This is a genomic window from Paraburkholderia flagellata (assembly GCF_021390645.1).
Classification (GTDB): domain Bacteria; phylum Pseudomonadota; class Gammaproteobacteria; order Burkholderiales; family Burkholderiaceae; genus Paraburkholderia; species Paraburkholderia flagellata.
The window spans coordinates 1,021,596-1,040,968 of sequence record NZ_JAJEJT010000003.1 but is presented as its reverse complement, the minus strand read 5'-3'; the positions used below and the strand labels follow the sequence as shown (position 1 = coordinate 1,040,968).

The following is a 19,373-nucleotide window of genomic DNA, read 5'->3' as shown; positions in this document are numbered from 1 at the left end:
ATGCAGACCGTGAGCCTGTGCTGCCTTGACGATGTGCCCGATGGCGGCGCGCGTGTGATCGACGCGGCGCTGGCAGGGCGGCCGGTCGTCGTCGTGCGGCGTGCCGGTGAAGTGTGGGCGTACGCAAACCGCTGCCCGCATTTCTCGGTGCCGCTCGACTACGAGCCAGGCCGTGTGCCGACGTATCGCGCGCAGGTGATCATGTGCGCGCATCACAGCGCGTTGTTTCGCTTCGAAGACGGGCAGTGCATCGAAGGTCCGTGCGAAGGCGCGAAGCTCGATGCAATTCCCGTGTGGCTCGACGCGCAGTCCAACGTCGTGACGCAGTGCGCGTGAGCCACTCGGGTTAGCGCCGCAGTCAGACCCGCTTGATGAGCCCAAGCTGCGTGAGCGCCGTTACGCCGTCGTCGAGTCCGATCTCTTCGACGATCTTCCCGTTCTTCAGGCGCAACACCGTCGTGCCGGTGAAATGCATCTTGCGGCCGCTCGCCGCCGGCAACGATCCTGCGAGAAAGTCCCCGAACGCCGGTCCCGAATGCGTGCCGCCGCCTTCCCACTGACCCACCACGAATTCGCCTTCGGCGATGAGACCGGCGGCGCCCCAGAAGTTCAGATCGGGGAACGCCGCGCGAAAGCCGGTCATGAACGCCTTGATATCCTCGCGGCCGCGGCGCGGCTCGTGCAGCGAATACTTGAGCAGCATATCGGGCGCGGCAAGCTCGTCGACGATGCTCAGGTCGCAGGTTTCGCCCCAGAAACTCGTGAACCAGCGGCCAACGATCGCCTTGTTGTCCTCTTCCATCGGCATGTTCGACTCCTTGCTGATCTCGATTCACGGTGAAGCAGGATTGCTCCGCCTGAAATGCACGATATCGAGCGGCGAGCCGCGCAGATACCCGTTTCTTGCCGTGACGTTCGCATGGTATTCACCCGGTGGCGCGCCGAATTAGAGCGCAACATTCGGATCGGACGGCGCGGCGCGTTGGCGTATCGTTGGTCCGTATGCGATATCGGCGAGAATGGCCGTCGCGAGAGGAGGAGAGGACGCAATGAGAACCGCAGCGATGAGGGCGGAAAAGCCCGATTCCGGAACGTACGATTGGGTCGAGATCGAGCGATCGCTCGATGCGCGCGGCTATGCCGTTTTGCCTCGTGTGCTCAGGCCCGGGCAATGCGCGCAACTCGCCGCGCTGTACACGAGCGACGATGGCTTCCGTTCGCGCATCGTCATGGCGCGTCACAACTTCGGGCGCGGCGAATACAAGTATTTCGCGTATCCACTGCCGCCTCTGCTTCAACGGCTACGGCATGCGCTTTATCCGTATCTCGCGCCTATCGCCAATCGATGGAACGAGCAACTGGGGATCGACGCCCAGTATCCGGCCGACCTCGACACGTTTCTCGACCAATGCCACCGCGCAGGACAGACGCGCCCGACACCGCTCATCCTCCAATACGGGCGAGGCGACTACAACTGCCTGCACCAGGATCTCTACGGCGAGCATGTGTTTCCGCTGCAGGTCGCGATGCTGCTCTCGCAACCCGGCGTTGACTTCGAGGGCGGCGAGTTCGTGATGACGCAGACCGCATCGAACGGTCAGTGCGCCGAAGTGATTCCACTGGAGCAGGGCGACGCGGTGCTGTTCACCGTCAACCAGCGGCCGGCGGCGAACCGGCGCGGCGGTACGCGCAAGGTCGCCATGCGGCACGGCGTGAGCGTGGTGCGCAGCGGGAAGCGCCACACTGTCGGCCTGATTTTTCACGATTCACGTTAGCGCGCGCAAAACGCGAAGGACCGCATCATGCAACTATTTCTCAGCCATATCGAGTCACCGCTTGGCGACCTCGCGCTGGTGAGCGATGCGCAGCATCGGCTGCACGCGCTCGAATTCTCTGATCATCGTTCGCGCCTGCATCGTGGTTTGCGCGAGCATTACGGCAGCGCCGAATTGATCGACGCCGCCGCGCCGTCTTCGATTGCCGACGCCATGGCGCGCTATTTCTCTGGCGAATTGCGCGCGCTCGATTCTCTGGCGGTCGTCATGGCGGGTTCGGACCTGGAAGAAAAGGTCTGGGCCGCGTTGCGTCACATTCCGGCGGGCACGACCACGAGCTACGGCAAGCTCGCGAAAGCGCTGGGATTCGAGGATCCGCGCGCGGCGATCGATATCGGCGCGGCGAATGGCGCGAATCCCATCGCTATCGTCGTGCCGTGCCATCGCGTGATTGCCAGCAACGGCGAGCTGAAAGGCTACGCATGGGGCTTGCATCGCAAGCGCTGGCTGCTCGAACACGAAAAGGCGATTCCCGCTACGCGCGATGTTCCGCGCACGGCAACGCTCCCGGGGTTTTGACATGAATATGTCCTTGCCCATGACTTTATCTGCCGACACGCTCGATAAGCTGGATTTGAGCGCGATCGCGGCGCAACTGGATAGCGAGGGTTATGCCACGCTGCATGGTCTTCTTGGCGCGGACGAAGCCCACGCGCTCGCGCGCGAGGCCGGCACATGGGACGCATCGCGGCGCGTGTCGCTGGATTCACTCGATCTCGGCCGCGGCGATCTGCTGTATTTCGACGCCGCTCTGCCGCAGCCTTGGGCGCAATGGCGTGCGGACTTCTATCGTCAGTTGGCGCCTCTTGCGAATCGCTGGAACGAGATGCTTGGCATGACTTATCGATTCCCTGCGCAATTGAACGCCTTTCTGGAGTGCAACCGGCGAGCCGGGCAAACGCAGGCGCAGTCGCATCTGAACCGGCTAGGCACCGACGACTATCTGGCGCTGCATCAGCGTAGCGAAGGAGAGCATGTCTTTCCGCTGCAAGTGGTCGCCTTGCTCGCGGCGCCAGGGCAAGACTTCACGGGCGGCGAACTGGTGCTGACGGAGCAGCGTCCGCGCATGCAGTCGCGCCCGACGGTCGTTCCGCTCGGCCTTGGTGACGCGGCGATCATCGCCACGGCCCAGCGGCCATTCAAAGGCAGCAGCGGTTGCTACCGCGTGAACCTCCGGCATGCCATCAGCCGGGTGCGCAGCGGCGAGCGCATCGGCGTCGAGTTGTCGTTCCACGACGCGCCGCGAGCGGCAAACGATCAACACGCATTCGATCTGGATACCTGAATCATCCCGCGCAGCCGCGCTCAGGCATGCAAATGCATCACATGCAGATGCAACTAACCGCCTAACCCGCCCACCCCAGACCTACGCCGCGTTGCGGCGGCATCAATTCGCCTGCACCCGTCGCGCCCGGCCCAGGGACTTTCCCTAAAAAAGACTTTATCGACTATTTATCGATAAATTGTCGTGATAGATTCGCGGGCTGAATTGGGCGTAACGGGGAAGCGCGCGCCCGCGCGGCCGGCTCCACGAGACCGGCGCAAATACATAAGGCGGAGGAGAGATGCTGGTTCTAATTGGGGTGCCGATCGTGGTGATCGGTTTTGCATTGCGCCTGAACGCGCTGCTCGTCGTGACCGCGGCGGGTATCGCAACAGGGCTGGCCGGCGCCCTGCATACGGTCGAGATCGTCAGCGCTTTCGGCAAGGCGTTCGCCGACAACCGATACATGGGGCTCGTCTGGCTCACGCTGCCGGTGATCGCGCTGCTCGAGCGCAACGGGCTGCGCGAGCAGGCCAAGAACCTCATTTCGCGCGTGCACGCCGCCACGACCGGCCGCGTGCTGATGCTCTACTTCGTGATCCGCCAGATCACAGCCGCACTTGGTCTCACGTCGCTGGGCGGCCACGCGCAGATGGTGCGTCCGCTCATCGCGCCCATGGCCGAAGCCGCCGCCACGAAACGTTACGGCGACGTACCCGACACCGTGCGCCAGCAGATCCGCGCCAACGCCTCGGCGGTGGACAACATCGCCGTGTTCTTCGGTGAAGACATCTTCATCGCGATCCAGTCGATCCTGCTCATCAAGGGCTTCCTGGAGCAGAACGGCATCATCGTTCAGCCGCTGCAGGTCTCGGTCTGGGCGATTCCCACCGCGTTTGCGGCGCTCCTCATTCACTGCGTGCGTCTGAAGCTGCTCGATCACAATCTCTCGCGCCGCCTCGGTGCCGCCAACGGGCAGGGCGCCGCGAGCCGCCAGGGAGCCGAATCGTGATCAAGCTCGAATCACTCTATGTCGTCGCGGGCCTGATGTTCGCATCGTTCGCGCTCTTCAATCTGCTCGACCGCGCGAACCCGCGCCGTGTCGTCAACTTCGTGTTCTGGGGCGTCTATGCCGTGACGTTCCTGTTCGGCGGCGTGCTGCCGCATTTCGTGATGGGCTGCCTCGCGATCGCGCTCGCGTTGATCGCGGGCTCGGGCAAGCTGGGCCGCAGCCCCGCGGGCAACGACAACGCCACGGCCGAAGCGCGTCGCGAGCAAGGCGCGAAGCGCTTCGGCAGCCGGCTCTTCATTCCGGCGCTGCTGATCCCCGTGGTCACGCTCGTCGGCACGCTCACGCTCAAGTACGCGCCCTTCGTCGAGGCGAAGAATGTCACGCTGATCTCGCTCGTGATCGCTACGCTCGTTGCGTTCGGTGCGGCGCTCGTCATGTTGCGCGATTCGCCCGTGCACGCGCTCAAGGGCGCGCGGCACACCATGGACGCCGTCGGCTGGGCCGCCATCCTGCCGCAGATGCTCGCGGCGCTCGGCGCGCTGTTCGCGGCGGCGGGCGTGGGCCACGTGGTGTCCGAACTCGTCACGAACTGGATTCCGCAAAATTCGGCGTTCGCGGTCGTGGCCGCCTACACTTTCGGCATGGCCCTCTTCACAATGATCATGGGCAACGCGTTTGCGGCCTTTCCGGTGATGACCGCGGGCATCGGCCTGCCGTTGATCGTGCATCAGTTCCACGGCAACCCGGCTATTCTCGGCGCGATTGGCATGCTCTCGGGCTTCTGTGGCACGCTCATGACGCCGATGGCCGCGAACTTCAACATCGTCCCGGCAGCGCTGCTCGAATTGAGCGACAAGAACGGCGTGATCAAGGCGCAATGGCCGACCGCCGTGCTGCTTCTCGTCGTCAACACGCTGCTGATGTACGCCTTCGTTTTCCGGTTCTGATGAGCTCACGATGACCACACACCTCACCGCCGCCCATGCCTCGAAGTTCGCCGCGCTCGCGCTCGCCCACCTCACGCGCGAGTATCCGAACAAGCTGACTCACTCGCTCGAAGGCCCTCAGGACGTGCAGGGCCCGCGCGCGCTGCACCCGGTCTTTTACGGCAGCTACGACTGGCATTCGTGCGTGCACGGCTACTGGCTCGTGCTGCATCTGCTGGAGCGTTTTCCCGAGTTGCCCGAGGCGCCGCAGATCGTCGCCGTGGTCGACGAGCATTTCACGCCGGAGAAGATGGCTGGCGAGATGGCCTACCTCACGCTCGCGCACAACCGCGGCTTCGAGCGGCCTTATGGCTGGGCGTGGCTGCTTGCGCTCGCGGCGCAAGTCGACGCGTTGAAGCTGCCGCAGGCCGCGCGCTGGAAGGCGGCGCTGGCGCCGCTGACCGAGTGGTTCGTCGAGCGCTTCGAGGAATTCCTGCCGAAGGCGACTTATCCGCTGCGCGTGGGCACGCACTTCAATACGGCGTTCGCACTCACGCTCGCGTACGACTTCGCGAAAGCCACGTCGCGCCCAACGCTCGCGACGCTGATCGAAGACACCGCCTCGCGCTGGCACGCAAACGACGCGGGCTGCCAGGCGTGGGAACCAGGCGGCGACGAATTCCTTTCGCCCGCGCTGAGCGTGGCCTTGCTGATGAGCCGCGTATTGCGCGCGCCGGATTTCGAGCCGTGGTTCACGCGCTTCTTGCCCAACCTCGCGGCGAACGAGCCCGCCACGCTCTTTACGCCGGCTACCGTGACCGACCGCAGCGACGGCAAGATCGCCCACCTGGACGGGCTCAACCTGAGCCGCGCGTGGTGCCAGCGCGCGCTCGCACGCGCACTGCCCGCCGGCGACGCACGCGTGGCCGTGCTCAACGATGCCGCGCAAGTGCATCTGGCCAGCGCGCTCGACCACGTGGCTGGCGACTATATGGGCGAGCACTGGCTCGCCACGTTCGCGACGCTCGCGCTCGAAGCGTGACAAACGCATGAAACGTGTGGGGCGTGCCGTGCGTGCGCCCCACGCCGCTTTCCAGACTGAAGATTTCCGTGTTCGCGGTCGATATAACGGGCTGAAGCCCCGAGCCGCCGCCGGAATCTGCAATGCATGGTGCGGCTCGGGACGTCGAACCCACTCAGGTCTGGAAGGTATGCAAGTAGAGAAATTCATGACGAGCCGCGTCGTCACCGTCGGTTTCGACGATACGCTCGCAACGGTGCGCGAGATCTTCGCGCAAGCGAGCTTCCACCATCTGCTCGTGGTCGACGAGGGCAAGCTGCAAGGCGTCGTCTCCGACCGCGACCTGCTGCGCGCAATCAGCCCGTTCATCGACAGCGTGGTCGAATCCGCGCGCGACCTCGGCACGCTCAACAAACGCGTGCATCAGATCATGAGCCGCAAGCCGCTTACGCTGCGGCCCGAGTCGAGCCTTTCCGAAGCTGCGGCCCTCTTTCTCGCCAACACGATTTCGTGCATCCCCATCGTCGATGCCGAATTCCGTCCCGTGGGCATCGTGAGCTGGCGCGACGTGCTGCGCTATCTCGCGCCGATGGACGAGGGCGCGCCGGGCGCGGAGGAAGCCGGCGCGTGATGCGCATCGACTCGCACGCATCTCACGTCGCGGTCCGTATTACGAAGTGTTGCTAACGGTCGTGCTTCTTTGCGACGAACCATAAAGTTCGCAACCTCTCCTGCCGTTGTTATGTACTGGACGCTTAAACAGCCTGAACGACCGGGCTGCACTGGGTAAGCGCCCCGGAACATTCGATGAAATACGACTGGGACACGCGTGGCCTCCAGAGCCGGGCCTCCCAGGGAGAGAGACCAGGAATGCTTCACAAGCTGTCAATACGCGCAAGCCTGACCGTGATGATCGCCTTCTTCGGCATCGTCCTGATTGGCGGGGCTGCCACAGGACTCCTGTCGATGCGAGCGGGCAACGAGTCGCTGCGCACGATGTACACCGTCGATACGCCGGCCGTCGCAGACCTCGAAGGCAGTGCCGGCCAGTTGCTGCGACTGCGCCTCGCGCTCGCCACCAACGCATCGCTTTCCGAACTCGGCGACCACGACGCCGCGGACGCGGTGCTCAAGCGCTTCGACCAGTACCTGAAGAACTCGAACGAGCGTCTGGACCACTATCTGTCGATTGCGAGCGGCGAAGGCGAAGCGCAGGATCTCATCGCCGACATGCAGGCCAAGCGCAACAGCTTCCTGCACGACGGCGTCGATCCGGCGCTAGCGGCACTCAAGGCCGGCGACAAGACCGCGTTCCAGGAACTGCAGGGCCACAAGCTGCCGGCGCTCTACAGCAACTACGAAAAGGCGATGCTCGTGCTGGAGAAGCGCCAGATCGACCTCGGCGCGCAGCGCTACCAGGAAGCGCAGGACCGCTTCAACGCGGTGAGCATCGCGGTGGCCGTGGGCATGGTGCTTTCGCTGCTGCTCGCATGGATTGGCCGCGCCGCGCTCATGCGAGCGATCGTGCATCCCGTCGACGCGGCTATCGCGCAGTTCCAGCACATCGCCGCCGGAGATCTGAGCGGCACGGTTCAGACGACGAGCAACAACGAAATGGGCCGCCTGCAGGCCGCGTTGCGGCAGATGCAGGATGCGCTCATCAAGACGGTCAGCAGCGTGCGCGAAGGCGCGCTGTCGATCGACAAGGGCGTAAGCGAGATTGCCGCGGGCAACACGGATCTTTCGCAGCGCACCGAGGAGCAGGCCGCGTCGCTCGAGCAAACGGCTGCGAGCATCGAAGAGTTGACCTCCACCGTCAAGCAGACCGCCGAAAACGCCCGCCAGGCCAGCACGCTCGCCGAGGGCGCTTCCGGTCTCGCTGCGCAGGGCGGTGCGCTCTCGCGCGAAGTGGTCGGCACGATGCAGGACATCGTGGGCGACTCGCGGCGCGTGGGCGAGATCGTCGGCGTGATCGAGGCCATTGCGTTCCAGACCAACATTCTCGCGCTCAACGCGGCCGTGGAGGCGGCGCGCGCGGGCGAGGAGGGGCGTGGCTTCGCGGTGGTAGCGAGCGAAGTGCGCTCGCTCGCGCAGCGCAGCGCCGCGGCGGCCAAGGAGATCAAAGAGCTGATCGAATCGTCGACGTCGCGCGTGGAGACAGGCGCGGGCCTCGTCGAGCGTTCGGGCTCGACGATGACCGAGATCGTCGAAGCGATCGCGCGCGTGAGCGCGATCATGAATGAGATTGCATCGGCGGCTGCAGAGCAGAGCACGGGCATCGATCAGGTCAACATCGCGGTTGGACAGATGGACCTCGTGACTCAGCAGAACGCGGCACTCGTCGAGCAGGCAACGGCCGCGGCTTCGTCGCTCGAAAACGAAGCGCACCGGCTCAATGCCGCGGTTTCGGTGTTCCGCACCACGCGCGCGGGGTAACGCGCACGAACGCGCATGCCGCATGGTGTGATTCGCCGGTATAGTCGCGCATTGACGACTGCGGACCTCGGACACCATGCAGCTTCTCGATCACGTTTCGATCGGCGTTCCCGATCTCGATGCCGCGCGCCTCTTTTACGACGCGATCATGAACGCGCTGGGCGCCCTCAAGGTCTACGACCGCCCCAACGCGCTTGGCTACGGTGAGCGTTGCGACGCCGCCGAAACACAATCGTCGTATTTCTCGGTCTATCTGGATGAAAGCGCCATCGGGCCGAACAAACGGCACTGGTGCTTCAAGGCCGCTTCGCGCGAGCAGGTCGATGCATTCCATGCGGCTGGCTGCGCTGCGGACGGCCGCTCGGATGGCGATCCAGGCTTGCGGCCGCATTATCACGCCGACTACTATGCCGCCTTTCTTGTCGATCCTGCTGGCAACCGCGTCGAGGCGGTGTGCCATTCGGCATCCGCGCCTGACCTTGCCTAACGTGCAGGACGCGCAAATCCATCCCCTTAAAAATTTCGTATTCCTTCTCGATCAGGATTGGCCCGGCGCAAGGCAGGGCCGCAATGCGGTTGCCAAACGCCCACGTGCACGCGGATGATGCACAAAGAGACCGCAATGCGATTCGTGGGAGAAGGGGAAATGTCAGGCACTGGAAAATACTGGTTTCGCGCCAAACGCTATGGCTGGGGGTGGGGCCTTCCGCTCACCTGGCAGGGTTGGGCAGCGCTAGCCGCGTATGTACTGTCGATCTGTTTGATCGCTGTTTTTTTTGAACCGCATCGGCATGCGCTCGCGTTTGCGGGGCTTGTGATACTCGCCACGCTCGCGCTTTGCGCAGTGTGCTGGCTCAAGGGCGAGCCGCCTCGCTGGCGCTGGGGCAAGGAGCGCTAGCGTACCGCTCAGGTTGTGCTGAAGGGGAAGGCCATGGCACGAGCACGGCAAACCGGCAGCGCTGCGCTGCTGGGCACATGGAAGCTGCAATCTTTCACGACCGAAGACCTGGCCACTGGAGAAAAGACCGATCTGTTCGGCGCACACCCCGTCGGCTATCTCAACTACGGTGCCGACAAGCGTATGTACGCGATTCTGCTCGAGGAGAACCGCAACGCGCCAGCCGACCTCGTGCCAACCGACGCCGAGCGCATCGCGCTATTCAACGGCTTGTGCGCCTACGCGGGGACGTGGAGCATCGAGGGCGACCTGGTGAGTCACCATGTCGACACTTCGTGGAATGAATCATGGACGGGGACGATTCAGTTGCGCCGTTTCAGAATCGACGGCAAATACCTGCACATCACGACGCTGCCCGCCCGCAATCCGGTGACGGGCAAGGAATGCATTTCCGAGCTGGTGTGGCTGAAGGTCGAATAGACGGCACGGCGAAGTGCTGCGCGCAACGTCCGCAGCCGCGCGGGGAAGCGCATTTTCTTGCCGCTATGCACCATGCAAGCTTGACGTTACCTGTCATCGTTTGTACCGATTGAGCGCGCAAAGGCTGGTGATACTGTTGTGGGCGCATTCTTCAAAGCTGCAATGTAGCGGGCAGAGGTTCCTCAACGATCCTGGCGAATCGGAGATGCATGATGTCCAATGACGGCGTGTGGCGAAACCTTCATCGCGTAGCGGCGACGGGCATGGTGGCAGCAGGGCTTGGCCTCGCGGCCGGCGCGCATGCCGCGAGCGACCCGATCAAGATCGGCGTGATCAGTGAGGAGTCCGCAGTGGCAGGCGCCTCGATCAGCAAGGCGGCGCAACTCGCCGCGGACGAGATCAATGCGAGCGGCGGCGTGGATGGCCGTCCCATCGAGATCGTCGCGTACGACGACCACTCGTCGGCCTCGGACGGCGTGCGCGCATTCCAGCGCGCGGCGACCCAGGACAAGGTCGTTGCCGTGATCGGCAGCTATATCAGCGAAGTGGCGCTCGCCATGGAGCCGTGGTCGGCGCGGCTGAAAATGCCCTTTATCACTCCGGGCGCCGCGAGCAACGACATTTCGAAGCACGTCCACGACGACTACGACCACTACAAGTACACGTTCCACGGCTGGATGACGTCGGCGTTCATCGCGCAGTCGATTTGCGATTTCTCGCACGATATTCTCGTCGGCCAGTTCAAGATGAAGTCGACGGTCGTGATGAGCGAGGACGCGGCGTGGACCAAGCCGCTCGACGAGCGCTTCATGGAATGCCTGCCCAAGGCCGGCCTCCAGGTGCTCGATCATATCCGCTTCAATCCGGATACTTCGGACTTCACACCAATTTTCAACCAGATCGAGGCCAGGCACCCCGATACGATCACCACGGGCATCAGCCACGTGGGCGTGCAGCCAACCGTGCAATGGCACGACCAGCAGGTGCCGATCCCGATGTCGGGTCAAAGCTCGCAGGCTACGACCACGAGTTTCTGGAAGGACACGAACGGTGCGACCGAAGGGGTGATTACGGCGTCGGCTGCCGCGCCTGGCGTGGCGATCACACCGAAGACGGTGCCCTTCGCAGATGCGTATCAGAAGAAGTTCGGTGTGTCGCCAGCGTATTGCGGCTTCTCGACGTATGACCTCGTCTACATCGTTGCGGACGCGATCAAGCGCAACAAGGGCTCGACCGACCCGGACCAGATGGTCGCCGCGCTCGAGAAAACCGACTACGTAGGCACGATCGGGCGCTGGGCGTTCTACGGCAAGAACGATCAGTTCACGCACGCGCTGAAGTACGGCCCGGGCTATATCACCGGCATCAACCTGCAGTGGCAGGACGGCAAACAGATCGCGATCTGGCCGAAGTCCGTCGCGAACGGCAAGGTCAAGTTCCCGACCTTCATCAAGATCCAGCAGGCTAGCGCGAACTAGCTTCGCAGTGCGTCGCGCCGTGCGGCCCTTCGTTTGACGACGGGCCGCATGGCGCATCCAGCGACCCACCCAAATGAAAGGCCGGTCATGCTGCTCTTGCAGATTCTCATCGACGGCTTTGCCATCAGTTCGCTCTACGCGCTCGGCGCCATCGGCTTTACGCTGATTTTCGGCGTCTCCGGCATATTGAATCTCGCGCACGGCGGCGTGATGCTCGTCGCGGCGCTGATGGGCTGGATGCTTGCGGGCGAGGCCGGCCTCGGCACCTACCTCGGCACGCTGCTCGGCGTGGTCGCGGGACTTATCGCGGCCTACGTCACCTACCTGATGGTGGTGCGCCCTATCCAGCGTTCCGCCGCCATTCCGAACGAAGAGAAGGAGATTTTCGTGCTCACTGGCACGCTGCTGTGGGGCATCATGATCCAGCAGGGCATGGCCTGGCTCTTCACCGACAATCCGGTGACGATGCGCCCGCTCATCAGCGGCGTGGCGATGATCGGCAGCGTGCGTGTGCCGTTCAACGAGATCATGATCGCCGTGGTCTGCTGGGCGGTGATCGGCCTGTTGTGGCTGTTCGTGAACCGCACGCGCGCGGGCAAGGCGCTGCTCGCGGCCTCGATGAATCCGCGCGGCCTCACGCTGCTCGGCTTCGAACTCTCGCGCATCTATCTGCTCGCGTGGACCATTTACGGCGTGCTGGCGGGCATTGCGGGCGTGCTGCTCGCGTCGTTCCTCGGCGTGAGCACGAACAACGCCGGGCAGCTCACGGCCAGCGCCTTCTCCATCGTCGTGCTGGGGGGCCTCGGCAGCGTTTCCGGGTCGTTGATGGCCGCGTATGTCGTTGGCTATCTGGAGACCGTCACCGCGTATCTCATTGCCCCGACGCTGCGGCCACTGCCCGCGCTGCTGCTGCTGGTGCTCGTCGTGTATGTGCGGCCTCAGGGCTTCCTGGGCCGCCGCTAACCGAACGCAGGGAGCATCGACATGTCCGGTCTTCTTCGTTCGCGTGGAGTGTGGGTGGCCGTGTTGCTCGCCGTCGCGGCGGCCACGCTGCCGTGGTGGATGTCGGGCTACATCCTCGGCGTGCTCACCGTCGCGTATTACTTCGGCGTGTTCGCAATGTCGTGGGACTTGCTGTTCGGCTTTGCCGGCGAGGTCAATTTCGGCCCCACGTTCCTGATTGGTCTCGGTGCCTACTCCGCAGCGATCATCGATGCCCATTGGGGGCTGCCAATACCCGTTTGCGTGATCGCGGGCGGCCTCGTCGCGCTGGTGGGCGGGCTGTTGCTCGCGGTGCCCGCGCTGCGGCTGCGCGGTCCGTACTTCGGTCTCGTCACGCTCGTGGCGGTGCTGCTGCTGCAGAACGCCATTGTGATCTTCGCGGGCGTGACGGGCGGCGAGATCGGCATGATGGTGCCCGACGTGATGTCCGTCGACGCCAGCCACAACTACTGGATCGCGCTGGCGTTTCTGGTGGTATGCGCGATCCTGCTGTTCGGCCTCTCCCGCTCGGCAATCGGCCTCATCCTGCAGGCCAGCGGTCAGGACGCCACGGGCGCGCAGGCGCTGGGCTTCAACGTGACGCGGCACAAGCTAGTGGCCTTTTGCATCAGCGCGGTCTTTTCGGGGGTGGCCGGTGCGATGCTGGTGTTCTATCAAGGCACGGCTTCCGTGAGCACGGTGGTGGATTTGAGCGTAGGCGTGCAGATCATCATCGCGGCCGTGCTCGGCGGCCGGCGCACGATACTCGGCGCGGTGCTCGGCTCGATTTTCCTGATCGTGGCCGGCGAATTCCTGCGGCCGCTCGGCCAGCTCAACACGTTCGTCGTCGCGGGCGTCGCGCTCGCGGCGCTGCTGTTCTTTCCGGACGGCTTGCTCGGCAACCTGCTGCGTGCGAGGGAACGCTAATGAACGACACGCCGCTGCTCTCAGTACGCGGGTTGACCAAGCGCTTTGGCGGTCTCGTCGCGGTGAAGGACATTGGCTTCGACATCCGGCCCGGCGAGATACTGGGCCTGATCGGTCCCAACGGGTCCGGCAAGTCGACCGTGATGAAGCTCATCATGGGCATCGAGCGGCCCAACGCGGGCTCGGTCAAGGTGAACGGCGTGGAGATGGCCGGCTGGGCGCCGCACCGCATCGCGCGTGCGGGCGTGGGCATCGTGTTCCAGCATTCACGGCCGCTGCATCGGCAAACGGTGCTGGAGCACATCAAGCTCGCGCTGCTTCCGGACTCGCTCGTCAAGCTCGCGGCGGAACCCCACGTGCATCAGCGCGCGCAAGAAATTGCCGCGCGCGTGGGGCTTGCCGCCGTCATGCATCGGCATCCCGCGACGCTGCCTTTCGCCGACCTGCGCCGCATGGAAATGGCCAAAGCGATTGCGCGCGATCCGAAGGTTGTGCTCGTCGATGAGCCTTTCGCAGGACTAACGGTTGCGGAATCGGAGGCATTCTCCGAGCTGATACGCGGATTTCGCGCGGAGGGCCGCGCGGTGCTGCTGGTCGATCACAACGTCAAGAGCCTTTCCGCGCTCGCCGACCGCGTGCTCGCCATGTACCTTGGTGAGCACGTCGCCGAAGGCACGGCCGAAGAAGTGATGCAAGACGAAACGGTGCGCCGCGTGTATCTGGGTGGCAAGCTGGAATTGCGCCAGCGCTCGAGCGTCGCGGGCGAGGCGAAGCGCGACATCCTCGAGGTCTCGGACGTGCGCGTGCTGTACGGCAAGGCTTGCGCGCTCGACGGCGTGAGCCTCCACGTTCGCGAGGGCGAGTTCGTTTCGGTGGTCGGCCTCAACGGCGCAGGTAAGACAACGCTCTTCAACGCGCTCTCGGGCCTCCTTCCATACAAGGGGACGATCCGCTTCGACGGGCGCGACTTGCAGGGCATGAGCGGAGCGGCCGTTTCGCGCGCGGGCCTTGTGCAATGCCCGGAAACGCGCGAGCTGTTTGGCGACATGACGGTGCGCGAGAATCTCGAACTCGGCGGCTATCATCTTTCGGACGAAGTGCGCAAAAAGCAGCTCACCTGGCTCTTCGACCTCTTTCCCATTCTCAAGTCGCGGCAAGGCCAAACCGCACGCACGCTTTCGGGCGGCGAGCAGCAAATGCTGGCCATTGCGCGTGCGCTCATGCCCCAGCCCAAGCTTCTGATTCTCGACGAGCCGACGCTCGGGCTCGCGCCCGTGATCCTCGAACAGTTATCGAAGGCGCTGGATGCGCTGCAGCAGTCCACGCCCATTACCGTGCTGCTAGGCGAGCAGAACGTTCGCTTCGCCTTGCCGCACGCGGACCGCGTTTATGTGCTGGAGCATGCGCGCATCATCTGGGAGGGGAGCGCTTCGCGTTTCGAAGCGGAAATGGGGCGCGGTTTTCTCGAAGCGGTGCCCACGAACGATCCAGATGCTCTGACCTCGGGTGCTGCGCATTGAAGCCCACGCACCGCGTGCGCGCGCGCCGTCTTCACGCCTGGGCCTGCGCCTCAACTTCGGCCACAACCTCGGCGCCCTGAGGTTCCACCACTTTCACGTCGTGCAGCCACCGCGTGGCCTTGGCGATGGCGCGGGAGAGTCGCGCCACTTCGTTGAGCTGCTCGATCACGTCATTGGCGAAGCGGAAAACGAACGCCGCGCCCTCGTTGCGCAACTGCAGCGCGGACATGATGCGTTGCCGCGCCGAGTCGGACAGCGCTTCGATATCCGGCTTGGCGTTGACGATGCGCGTCACGACGTCCGCCTCGGGGTGCGCGATCATCTGCACGGCAAGCGTGAAATGCTCGATCACGGACCGGCCGAATTGCAGCAACTCGGCGTTGCTCGCCAACACGCTCACGTCTGCGCTTTGCGCGGCACGCCTCTGGCTCAGCGCGAGCATGCTCGTCGTGGCCACTTCGCGGATGGCGTCGAGGCACGTCGCGATACGCGCGAGATCCACCAGTTGCCGGCCTTCGTCGTCGCTGTGCACGGCGTCGGAGAGCTTGCCGATATAGGTGAGAATGGCGGTGGCAAGCGAGTCTGCCGCCTTGTCCTCGTTTGCCACAGTGGAAAGCGCGTGCGAGGAGCTTTCTACCAGGAGCTCGGCGCTATGCTCGACCAGATGCTGCACGAGCCCGCCGAGTGAAGCCAGTTCGAGTTGCACGCGGGCAATGGCGAGCGCCGGCATTTCGACCAGCGTTTCATCGAGGTAGCGCGGCACGCCTGGGTCTTGCCACGCTTCGCGGCGCGCCGGGGCCAGGCGTTCGGCGAGCTTCGCAATGGGCCCGGTGAACCAGATCAGCACGAAGGTGCTGAACACGCTGAACACCGTGTGCGCGTTGGCGGCCTGACGCGGGGTTTCCGCCGCGAGGCGCGCAGCGCCGCTCAGCTCGGGCGCGGAAGGCGAGATCATGCGTACGAAATCGGCGAACTGTGGAATCGCAAACGCAAAGAACAGCACGCCAAGCACGTTGAAGAGCAGGTGAACGATACCGACCTGCGCCGCCTCCGCCGACTTGCCGATCGAGGCGAGCAGCGCCGTCCCACAGGTGCCCACATTGGCGCCGAGTATCAGCGCAATGCCCGATTCGAGCGGAATCAACCCCTGGCTGCCGAGCGCGATGACGATGGCGAGCGTGGCCGCCGAGCTTTGCACGATGGCCGTGAATACCGCGCCGATCACGATGCCGATGAGCGGATTGCGCATGTCCTGCATCGCGTCGATGAACGGCTGGTAGTCGCGCAGGGGCCGCGTGGCGTCGCCCATCATCTCGATGCCGAGGAACAGCAGGCCGAGGCCGAGCAGCGCGCCGCCCAGCTCGCGCAGCGTTTCGCGTTTCGCGAAACCGTAGAGCAGGAAGCCGCCGGCGAGCATGAATGGCACGAGTGCCGAGATGTTGAACGCGATGATCTGCGCGGTGAGCGTCGAGCCGATGTTGGCGCCCATGATCATCGGAACGGACTGCCGCAGCGTCATGAGGCGCGCGGAAACGAAACCTACCAGCAGCACCGTGGTGATGGTCGACGAATTGAGCAGCGCCGTGATGCCCGCGCCCGCAAGCACGCCGCGAAAGCGGTTGGCGGTTAGCGAACCCAGCAGCGATTGCAGGCGCGAACCGGCAATTGTCTTGAGCGCGCCCGTCAAGAGGTCCAGCCCGAACAGGAACAGGGCAAGACCGCCAACCAGCAGACCAGTCACCTCGACCAGATTCAGATGCGCACCAGGCAGCATGGCGATGGGCCCTCGCTCTCGAGTCGGGACGAAACGATTCTACGCGTCATGGTACTGCCTTGTGGCCGCACCGCGCGGCTGCGGGCTCACAGAACGCTTGAGCGCCGGTATCGAGCGAATGACGAGCTTCTCGGTCTCCACCACGAGGAAGAACAGGATCGCGCCGGCCACGAGCCACAGCCAGGCTTGGGGCGGCAGGGACTCGGTTTCGAATACGGCATGAAAGGGCAGCGTATAGGTGAACAGGATCTGCAGCACGATGACCGCGCCGATGCCGTACCAGAGATACGGGTTGCCCATGTGCACGCGCACCGATAGCGCCGAATTGATCAGCGAGCGGCTGTTGAGCAGATAGAAGACCTGTCCCAGCGTGATGGCGTTGACGGCGGCTGTGCGCGCCATCGAGTCCGGCACGCCCTGCGACTTCATCCAGAAGAACGCCGCGAGCGTATAGAGCACGAGCGCCGCGCCGACAAAGAGAATGCGCCACACGCCGAACGGCGTGACGATAGGCCGGTCGATCGAACGCGGCGGGCGCTGCATCACGTCGTCCTCGTGCGGCTCGAAGGAAATGACGAGACCGAGCGCGACTGAGGTGACCATGTTCACCCACAGCACCTGCGGCGCGGTGATCGGCAGTGTGAAGCCGAACAGGATCGCAATGGCAATCACGGCGCCTTGAGCGATATTCGTCGGCAGCATGAAGAGCATGGCCTTTTCGATGTTGTTGTAGACCGTGCGCCCTTCCTTCACAGCCGCAGAGATCGAGGCGAAATTGTCATCGGCGAGGATCATGCCTGCCGCTTCCTTCGTCACTTCCGTGCCCTTGATGCCCATCGCCACGCCGATATCGGCCTTCTTGAGCGCGGGCGCGTCGTTCACGCCGTCGCCCGTCATGGCGACCACCTGGCGGTTGGCCTGGATCGCCTTTACGAGCCGCAGCTTGTGCTCGGGGCTCGCGCGCGCGAACACATCCACCTCGCGCACGCATTCCTGCAGCGCGGCGTCGTTCATCGCCTCGATCTCGGTGCCGGCCACGGCCGTCTTGCCGTCGCCGATGCCGAGCATGCCCGCTATCGCGGCGGCCGTGACCTTGTGGTCGCCCGTGATCATCGTCACACGGATGCCGCCGCCGTGGCATTCGCGCACGGCGTCGATCGCCTCTTTGCGAGGCGGGTCCATGAGGCCGACGAGGCCGAGCAACACGAGCGTCTTCGGCAGGTCCTGCGGGCCGAGGTTGCCCACTTCGAGGCCGGGGTTGGGCAGCCACGCCAACGCGAGGACGCGTTCACCCTGCGAGGCGAGCCGTTCGCCTTCGCGTGCGAAGCGCTCGCGATCCAGTGGTACGGGGCCGGTTGCCGTCTGCTGGCGGTCGCAGTTCTCGATGATCACTTCCGGCGCGCCCTTCACGAGCAGCATCTCGCCTTGCTCCGAACGGTTCAGCGTGGCCATGAACTTGTGCTCGGACTCGAAGGGAATGCCGTCGATGCGGGGCGCCGCAGCAGCTTCCGCTCCACGGTCCATGCCGAGCTTGCCGGCGAACGGATAGAGCGCGCCCTCAGTCGGGTCGCCTTCCACCTTCCATTTGCCGTCTTCTTCAAAGAGCCCGGCGTCGTTGCACAGGATCGATACGCGGCCCATGAGCGTGAGCACTTCCGGCGGCGCGGCGCCGAGCGCCGTGCCGCCCGCGCGGACTTCGCCTTCGGGGGCATAGCCGTCGCCGGTCACTTCATAGGGCGCGTCCGCCGTCACGACCGAGGTCACCATCATTTCCATGAGGGTGAGCGTGCCGGTTTTATCCGAGCAGATGCGCGAGACGGAACCGAGCGTTTCCACGGCGGGCAGACGGCGGATGATGGCGTTGCGCTTCGCCATGCGTTGCACGCCAATCGCGAGCGTGATGGTGATGAGCGCGGGCAGGCCCTCGGGGATCACCGACACCGCAATGCCGACCACCGCCTGGAACAACTGGATGAAGGTCATGTGGCCGAGCCAGTGGCCCCACGCGAAGAGCAGCACGCTGAGGATGCCGATCGCAATCGTAATGACGTATCCAAACTTCTTGATCTGGCGAAGGAGCGGCGTTTCCAGCGCGCTGACCTCGGCGAGCATCTGGTTGATGCGGCCAAGCTCCGTCTGGCTGCCCGTTGCGACGACGATGCCGGTTGCGCGGCCCGAGAGGACCATCGTGCCGGAAAACGCCATGTTTTCGCGGTCGCCGACGGTGGCTTGCGCCGGCACCGCGCCGGTGTTCTTCTCCGCAGGCACCGACTCGCCCGTGAGCGCGGCCTCTTCCGTGCGCAGGTTCCTCGCTTCGACGAGGCGGATGTCCGCGGGGATCTTGTCGCCCGACTCCAGCAGCACGATGTCGCCGGGCACGACCTCGTCGGCGGGGATCAAGCGCACCTCGCCGGCGCGCAGCACGCGCGCTTCCGCGGAAAGCATGTTGCGAATCGAGTCGAGTGCTTTCTCGGCGCGCCCTTCCTGCAGGAAACCCAGCAACGAGTTGAGGATGACCACTGCGAAGATGATCGAGGCGTCGAGCCACAGGCTCAGCATCAGCTTGATGAAGCCGGCCGCGAGCAGCACGTAGATGAGCACATTGTTGAACTGGGCAAGGAGCCGCACGAGGGGGCCGCTTTTCTTCCCCTGGGGCAGCACGTTTGGCCCATGGGTGGCGAGGCGCTGTGCGGCGTCCGCCACATCGAGCCCTTGCGACGGATTCACGCTCAACTGGCGCTCGATTTCGTCGGCAGGCATGGCGTGCCACTGCGCCGCGGTTGCGCCTGTTGCCGCACTTTCGGCAGAACTCATCTTCGCC

At 64.4% G+C, this 19,373-nt stretch carries 19 protein-coding genes; 16 read left to right on the top strand and 3 right to left on the bottom strand.

Annotation, left to right across the window (positions count from 1 at the left end):
• On the top strand, positions 1–336 hold the full coding sequence (locus L0U83_RS28390) for a Rieske (2Fe-2S) protein (protein WP_233887468.1): 336 nt from the start codon (positions 1–3) through the stop codon (positions 334–336).
• Between the two features lie 22 nt (positions 337–358).
• On the opposite strand, the gene L0U83_RS28385 is transcribed toward L0U83_RS28390, so the two are convergent.
• Positions 359–808 (bottom strand): ester cyclase, encoded by a 450-nt coding sequence (locus L0U83_RS28385; protein WP_233887467.1) that lies wholly within the window; start codon positions 806–808, stop codon positions 359–361.
• 241 nt (positions 809–1,049) lie between these two features.
• Between L0U83_RS28385 and L0U83_RS28380 the strand changes: the two genes are divergently transcribed.
• From L0U83_RS28380 to L0U83_RS28310, 15 genes are all read left to right on the top strand, one after another.
• On the top strand, positions 1,050–1,775 hold the full coding sequence (locus tag L0U83_RS28380; RefSeq protein ID WP_233887466.1) for a 2OG-Fe(II) oxygenase: 726 nt from the start codon (positions 1,050–1,052) through the stop codon (positions 1,773–1,775).
• A gap of 27 nt (positions 1,776–1,802) precedes the next feature.
• Positions 1,803–2,354: a methylated-DNA--[protein]-cysteine S-methyltransferase gene (locus L0U83_RS28375; protein ID WP_233887465.1), complete on the top strand. Its 552-nt coding sequence runs from the start codon at positions 1,803–1,805 to the stop codon at positions 2,352–2,354.
• 19 nt (positions 2,355–2,373) lie between these two features.
• Positions 2,374–3,120 carry a 2OG-Fe(II) oxygenase gene (locus L0U83_RS28370; RefSeq protein WP_233887464.1) on the top strand — a complete coding sequence of 249 codons (747 nt, stop codon included), beginning with the start codon at positions 2,374–2,376 and terminating at the stop codon, positions 3,118–3,120.
• A gap of 280 nt (positions 3,121–3,400) precedes the next feature.
• Positions 3,401–4,111, top strand: a complete 711-nt coding sequence (locus tag L0U83_RS28365; protein WP_233887463.1) for a DUF969 domain-containing protein — start codon at positions 3,401–3,403, stop codon at positions 4,109–4,111.
• Positions 4,108–5,058 carry a DUF979 domain-containing protein gene (locus L0U83_RS28360; RefSeq protein WP_233887462.1) on the top strand — a complete coding sequence of 317 codons (951 nt, stop codon included), beginning with the start codon at positions 4,108–4,110 and terminating at the stop codon, positions 5,056–5,058. Before L0U83_RS28365 ends, L0U83_RS28360 begins: the two co-directional genes overlap by 4 nt.
• A 10-nt stretch (positions 5,059–5,068) precedes the next feature.
• Positions 5,069–6,079 carry a DUF2891 domain-containing protein gene (locus L0U83_RS28355; protein WP_233887461.1) on the top strand — a complete coding sequence of 337 codons (1,011 nt, stop codon included), beginning with the start codon at positions 5,069–5,071 and terminating at the stop codon, positions 6,077–6,079.
• 169 nt (positions 6,080–6,248) lie between these two features.
• Positions 6,249–6,689 carry a CBS domain-containing protein gene (locus tag L0U83_RS28350; protein WP_233887460.1) on the top strand — a complete coding sequence of 147 codons (441 nt, stop codon included), beginning with the start codon at positions 6,249–6,251 and terminating at the stop codon, positions 6,687–6,689.
• Between the two features lie 239 nt (positions 6,690–6,928).
• The gene (locus L0U83_RS28345) at positions 6,929–8,494 is read left to right on the top strand and encodes a methyl-accepting chemotaxis protein (protein WP_233887459.1); all 1,566 of its coding nucleotides are present in this window, start codon (positions 6,929–6,931) and stop codon (positions 8,492–8,494) included.
• A gap of 76 nt (positions 8,495–8,570) precedes the next feature.
• Complete coding sequence (locus L0U83_RS28340) at positions 8,571–8,981, top strand: VOC family protein (RefSeq protein WP_233887458.1); 411 nt, start codon at positions 8,571–8,573, stop codon at positions 8,979–8,981.
• A 159-nt stretch (positions 8,982–9,140) separates the two neighbouring features.
• On the top strand, positions 9,141–9,392 hold the full coding sequence (locus L0U83_RS28335; RefSeq protein ID WP_233887457.1) for a hypothetical protein: 252 nt from the start codon (positions 9,141–9,143) through the stop codon (positions 9,390–9,392).
• Positions 9,393–9,425: 33 nt separating this feature from the next.
• Positions 9,426–9,872, top strand: a complete 447-nt coding sequence (locus L0U83_RS28330; RefSeq protein WP_233887456.1) for a lipocalin-like domain-containing protein — start codon at positions 9,426–9,428, stop codon at positions 9,870–9,872.
• 212 nt (positions 9,873–10,084) lie between these two features.
• Entirely contained in the window at positions 10,085–11,350 is a 1,266-nt protein-coding gene (locus L0U83_RS28325; protein WP_233887917.1) for an ABC transporter substrate-binding protein, read from the top strand.
• 87 nt (positions 11,351–11,437) lie between these two features.
• Positions 11,438–12,313, top strand: a complete 876-nt coding sequence (locus L0U83_RS28320) for a branched-chain amino acid ABC transporter permease (protein ID WP_233887455.1) — start codon at positions 11,438–11,440, stop codon at positions 12,311–12,313.
• Positions 12,314–12,334: 21 nt separating this feature from the next.
• Entirely contained in the window at positions 12,335–13,258 is a 924-nt protein-coding gene (locus tag L0U83_RS28315; protein ID WP_233887454.1) for a branched-chain amino acid ABC transporter permease, read from the top strand.
• Positions 13,258–14,778 (top strand): ATP-binding cassette domain-containing protein, encoded by a 1,521-nt coding sequence (locus L0U83_RS28310; RefSeq protein ID WP_233887453.1) that lies wholly within the window; start codon positions 13,258–13,260, stop codon positions 14,776–14,778. Before L0U83_RS28315 ends, L0U83_RS28310 begins: the two co-directional genes overlap by 1 nt.
• A gap of 31 nt (positions 14,779–14,809) precedes the next feature.
• On the opposite strand, the gene L0U83_RS28305 is transcribed toward L0U83_RS28310, so the two are convergent.
• A complete protein-coding gene (locus L0U83_RS28305) occupies positions 14,810–16,552 on the bottom strand; it encodes a Na/Pi cotransporter family protein (protein WP_233887452.1) in 1,743 nt (580 codons plus the stop codon).
• A 39-nt stretch (positions 16,553–16,591) separates the two neighbouring features.
• A complete protein-coding gene (locus L0U83_RS28300; RefSeq protein ID WP_233887451.1) occupies positions 16,592–19,366 on the bottom strand; it encodes an HAD-IC family P-type ATPase in 2,775 nt (924 codons plus the stop codon).
• Positions 19,367–19,373: the final 7 nt, after the last annotated feature.

What these genes read in the sequence shown, in the direction of transcription:
- L0U83_RS28390 (WP_233887468.1), top strand. Translation starts at nt 1, where the DNA reads ATGCAGACCGTGAGCCTGTGCTGCCTTGACGATGTGCCCGATGGCGGC.
- L0U83_RS28385 (WP_233887467.1), bottom strand. Translation starts at nt 808, where the DNA reads ATGCCGATGGAAGAGGACAACAAGGCGATCGTTGGCCGCTGGTTCACG.
- L0U83_RS28380 (WP_233887466.1), top strand. Translation starts at nt 1,050, where the DNA reads ATGAGAACCGCAGCGATGAGGGCGGAAAAGCCCGATTCCGGAACGTAC.
- L0U83_RS28375 (WP_233887465.1), top strand. Translation starts at nt 1,803, where the DNA reads ATGCAACTATTTCTCAGCCATATCGAGTCACCGCTTGGCGACCTCGCG.
- L0U83_RS28370 (WP_233887464.1), top strand. Translation starts at nt 2,374, where the DNA reads ATGACTTTATCTGCCGACACGCTCGATAAGCTGGATTTGAGCGCGATC.
- L0U83_RS28365 (WP_233887463.1), top strand. Translation starts at nt 3,401, where the DNA reads ATGCTGGTTCTAATTGGGGTGCCGATCGTGGTGATCGGTTTTGCATTG.
- L0U83_RS28355 (WP_233887461.1), top strand. Translation starts at nt 5,069, where the DNA reads ATGACCACACACCTCACCGCCGCCCATGCCTCGAAGTTCGCCGCGCTC.
- L0U83_RS28350 (WP_233887460.1), top strand. Translation starts at nt 6,249, where the DNA reads ATGCAAGTAGAGAAATTCATGACGAGCCGCGTCGTCACCGTCGGTTTC.
- L0U83_RS28345 (WP_233887459.1), top strand. Translation starts at nt 6,929, where the DNA reads ATGCTTCACAAGCTGTCAATACGCGCAAGCCTGACCGTGATGATCGCC.
- L0U83_RS28340 (WP_233887458.1), top strand. Translation starts at nt 8,571, where the DNA reads ATGCAGCTTCTCGATCACGTTTCGATCGGCGTTCCCGATCTCGATGCC.
- L0U83_RS28335 (WP_233887457.1), top strand. Translation starts at nt 9,141, where the DNA reads ATGTCAGGCACTGGAAAATACTGGTTTCGCGCCAAACGCTATGGCTGG.
- L0U83_RS28330 (WP_233887456.1), top strand. Translation starts at nt 9,426, where the DNA reads ATGGCACGAGCACGGCAAACCGGCAGCGCTGCGCTGCTGGGCACATGG.
- L0U83_RS28325 (WP_233887917.1), top strand. Translation starts at nt 10,085, where the DNA reads ATGTCCAATGACGGCGTGTGGCGAAACCTTCATCGCGTAGCGGCGACG.
- L0U83_RS28320 (WP_233887455.1), top strand. Translation starts at nt 11,438, where the DNA reads ATGCTGCTCTTGCAGATTCTCATCGACGGCTTTGCCATCAGTTCGCTC.
- L0U83_RS28315 (WP_233887454.1), top strand. Translation starts at nt 12,335, where the DNA reads ATGTCCGGTCTTCTTCGTTCGCGTGGAGTGTGGGTGGCCGTGTTGCTC.
- L0U83_RS28310 (WP_233887453.1), top strand. Translation starts at nt 13,258, where the DNA reads ATGAACGACACGCCGCTGCTCTCAGTACGCGGGTTGACCAAGCGCTTT.
- L0U83_RS28305 (WP_233887452.1), bottom strand. Translation starts at nt 16,552, where the DNA reads ATGCTGCCTGGTGCGCATCTGAATCTGGTCGAGGTGACTGGTCTGCTG.
- L0U83_RS28300 (WP_233887451.1), bottom strand. Translation starts at nt 19,366, where the DNA reads ATGAGTTCTGCCGAAAGTGCGGCAACAGGCGCAACCGCGGCGCAGTGG.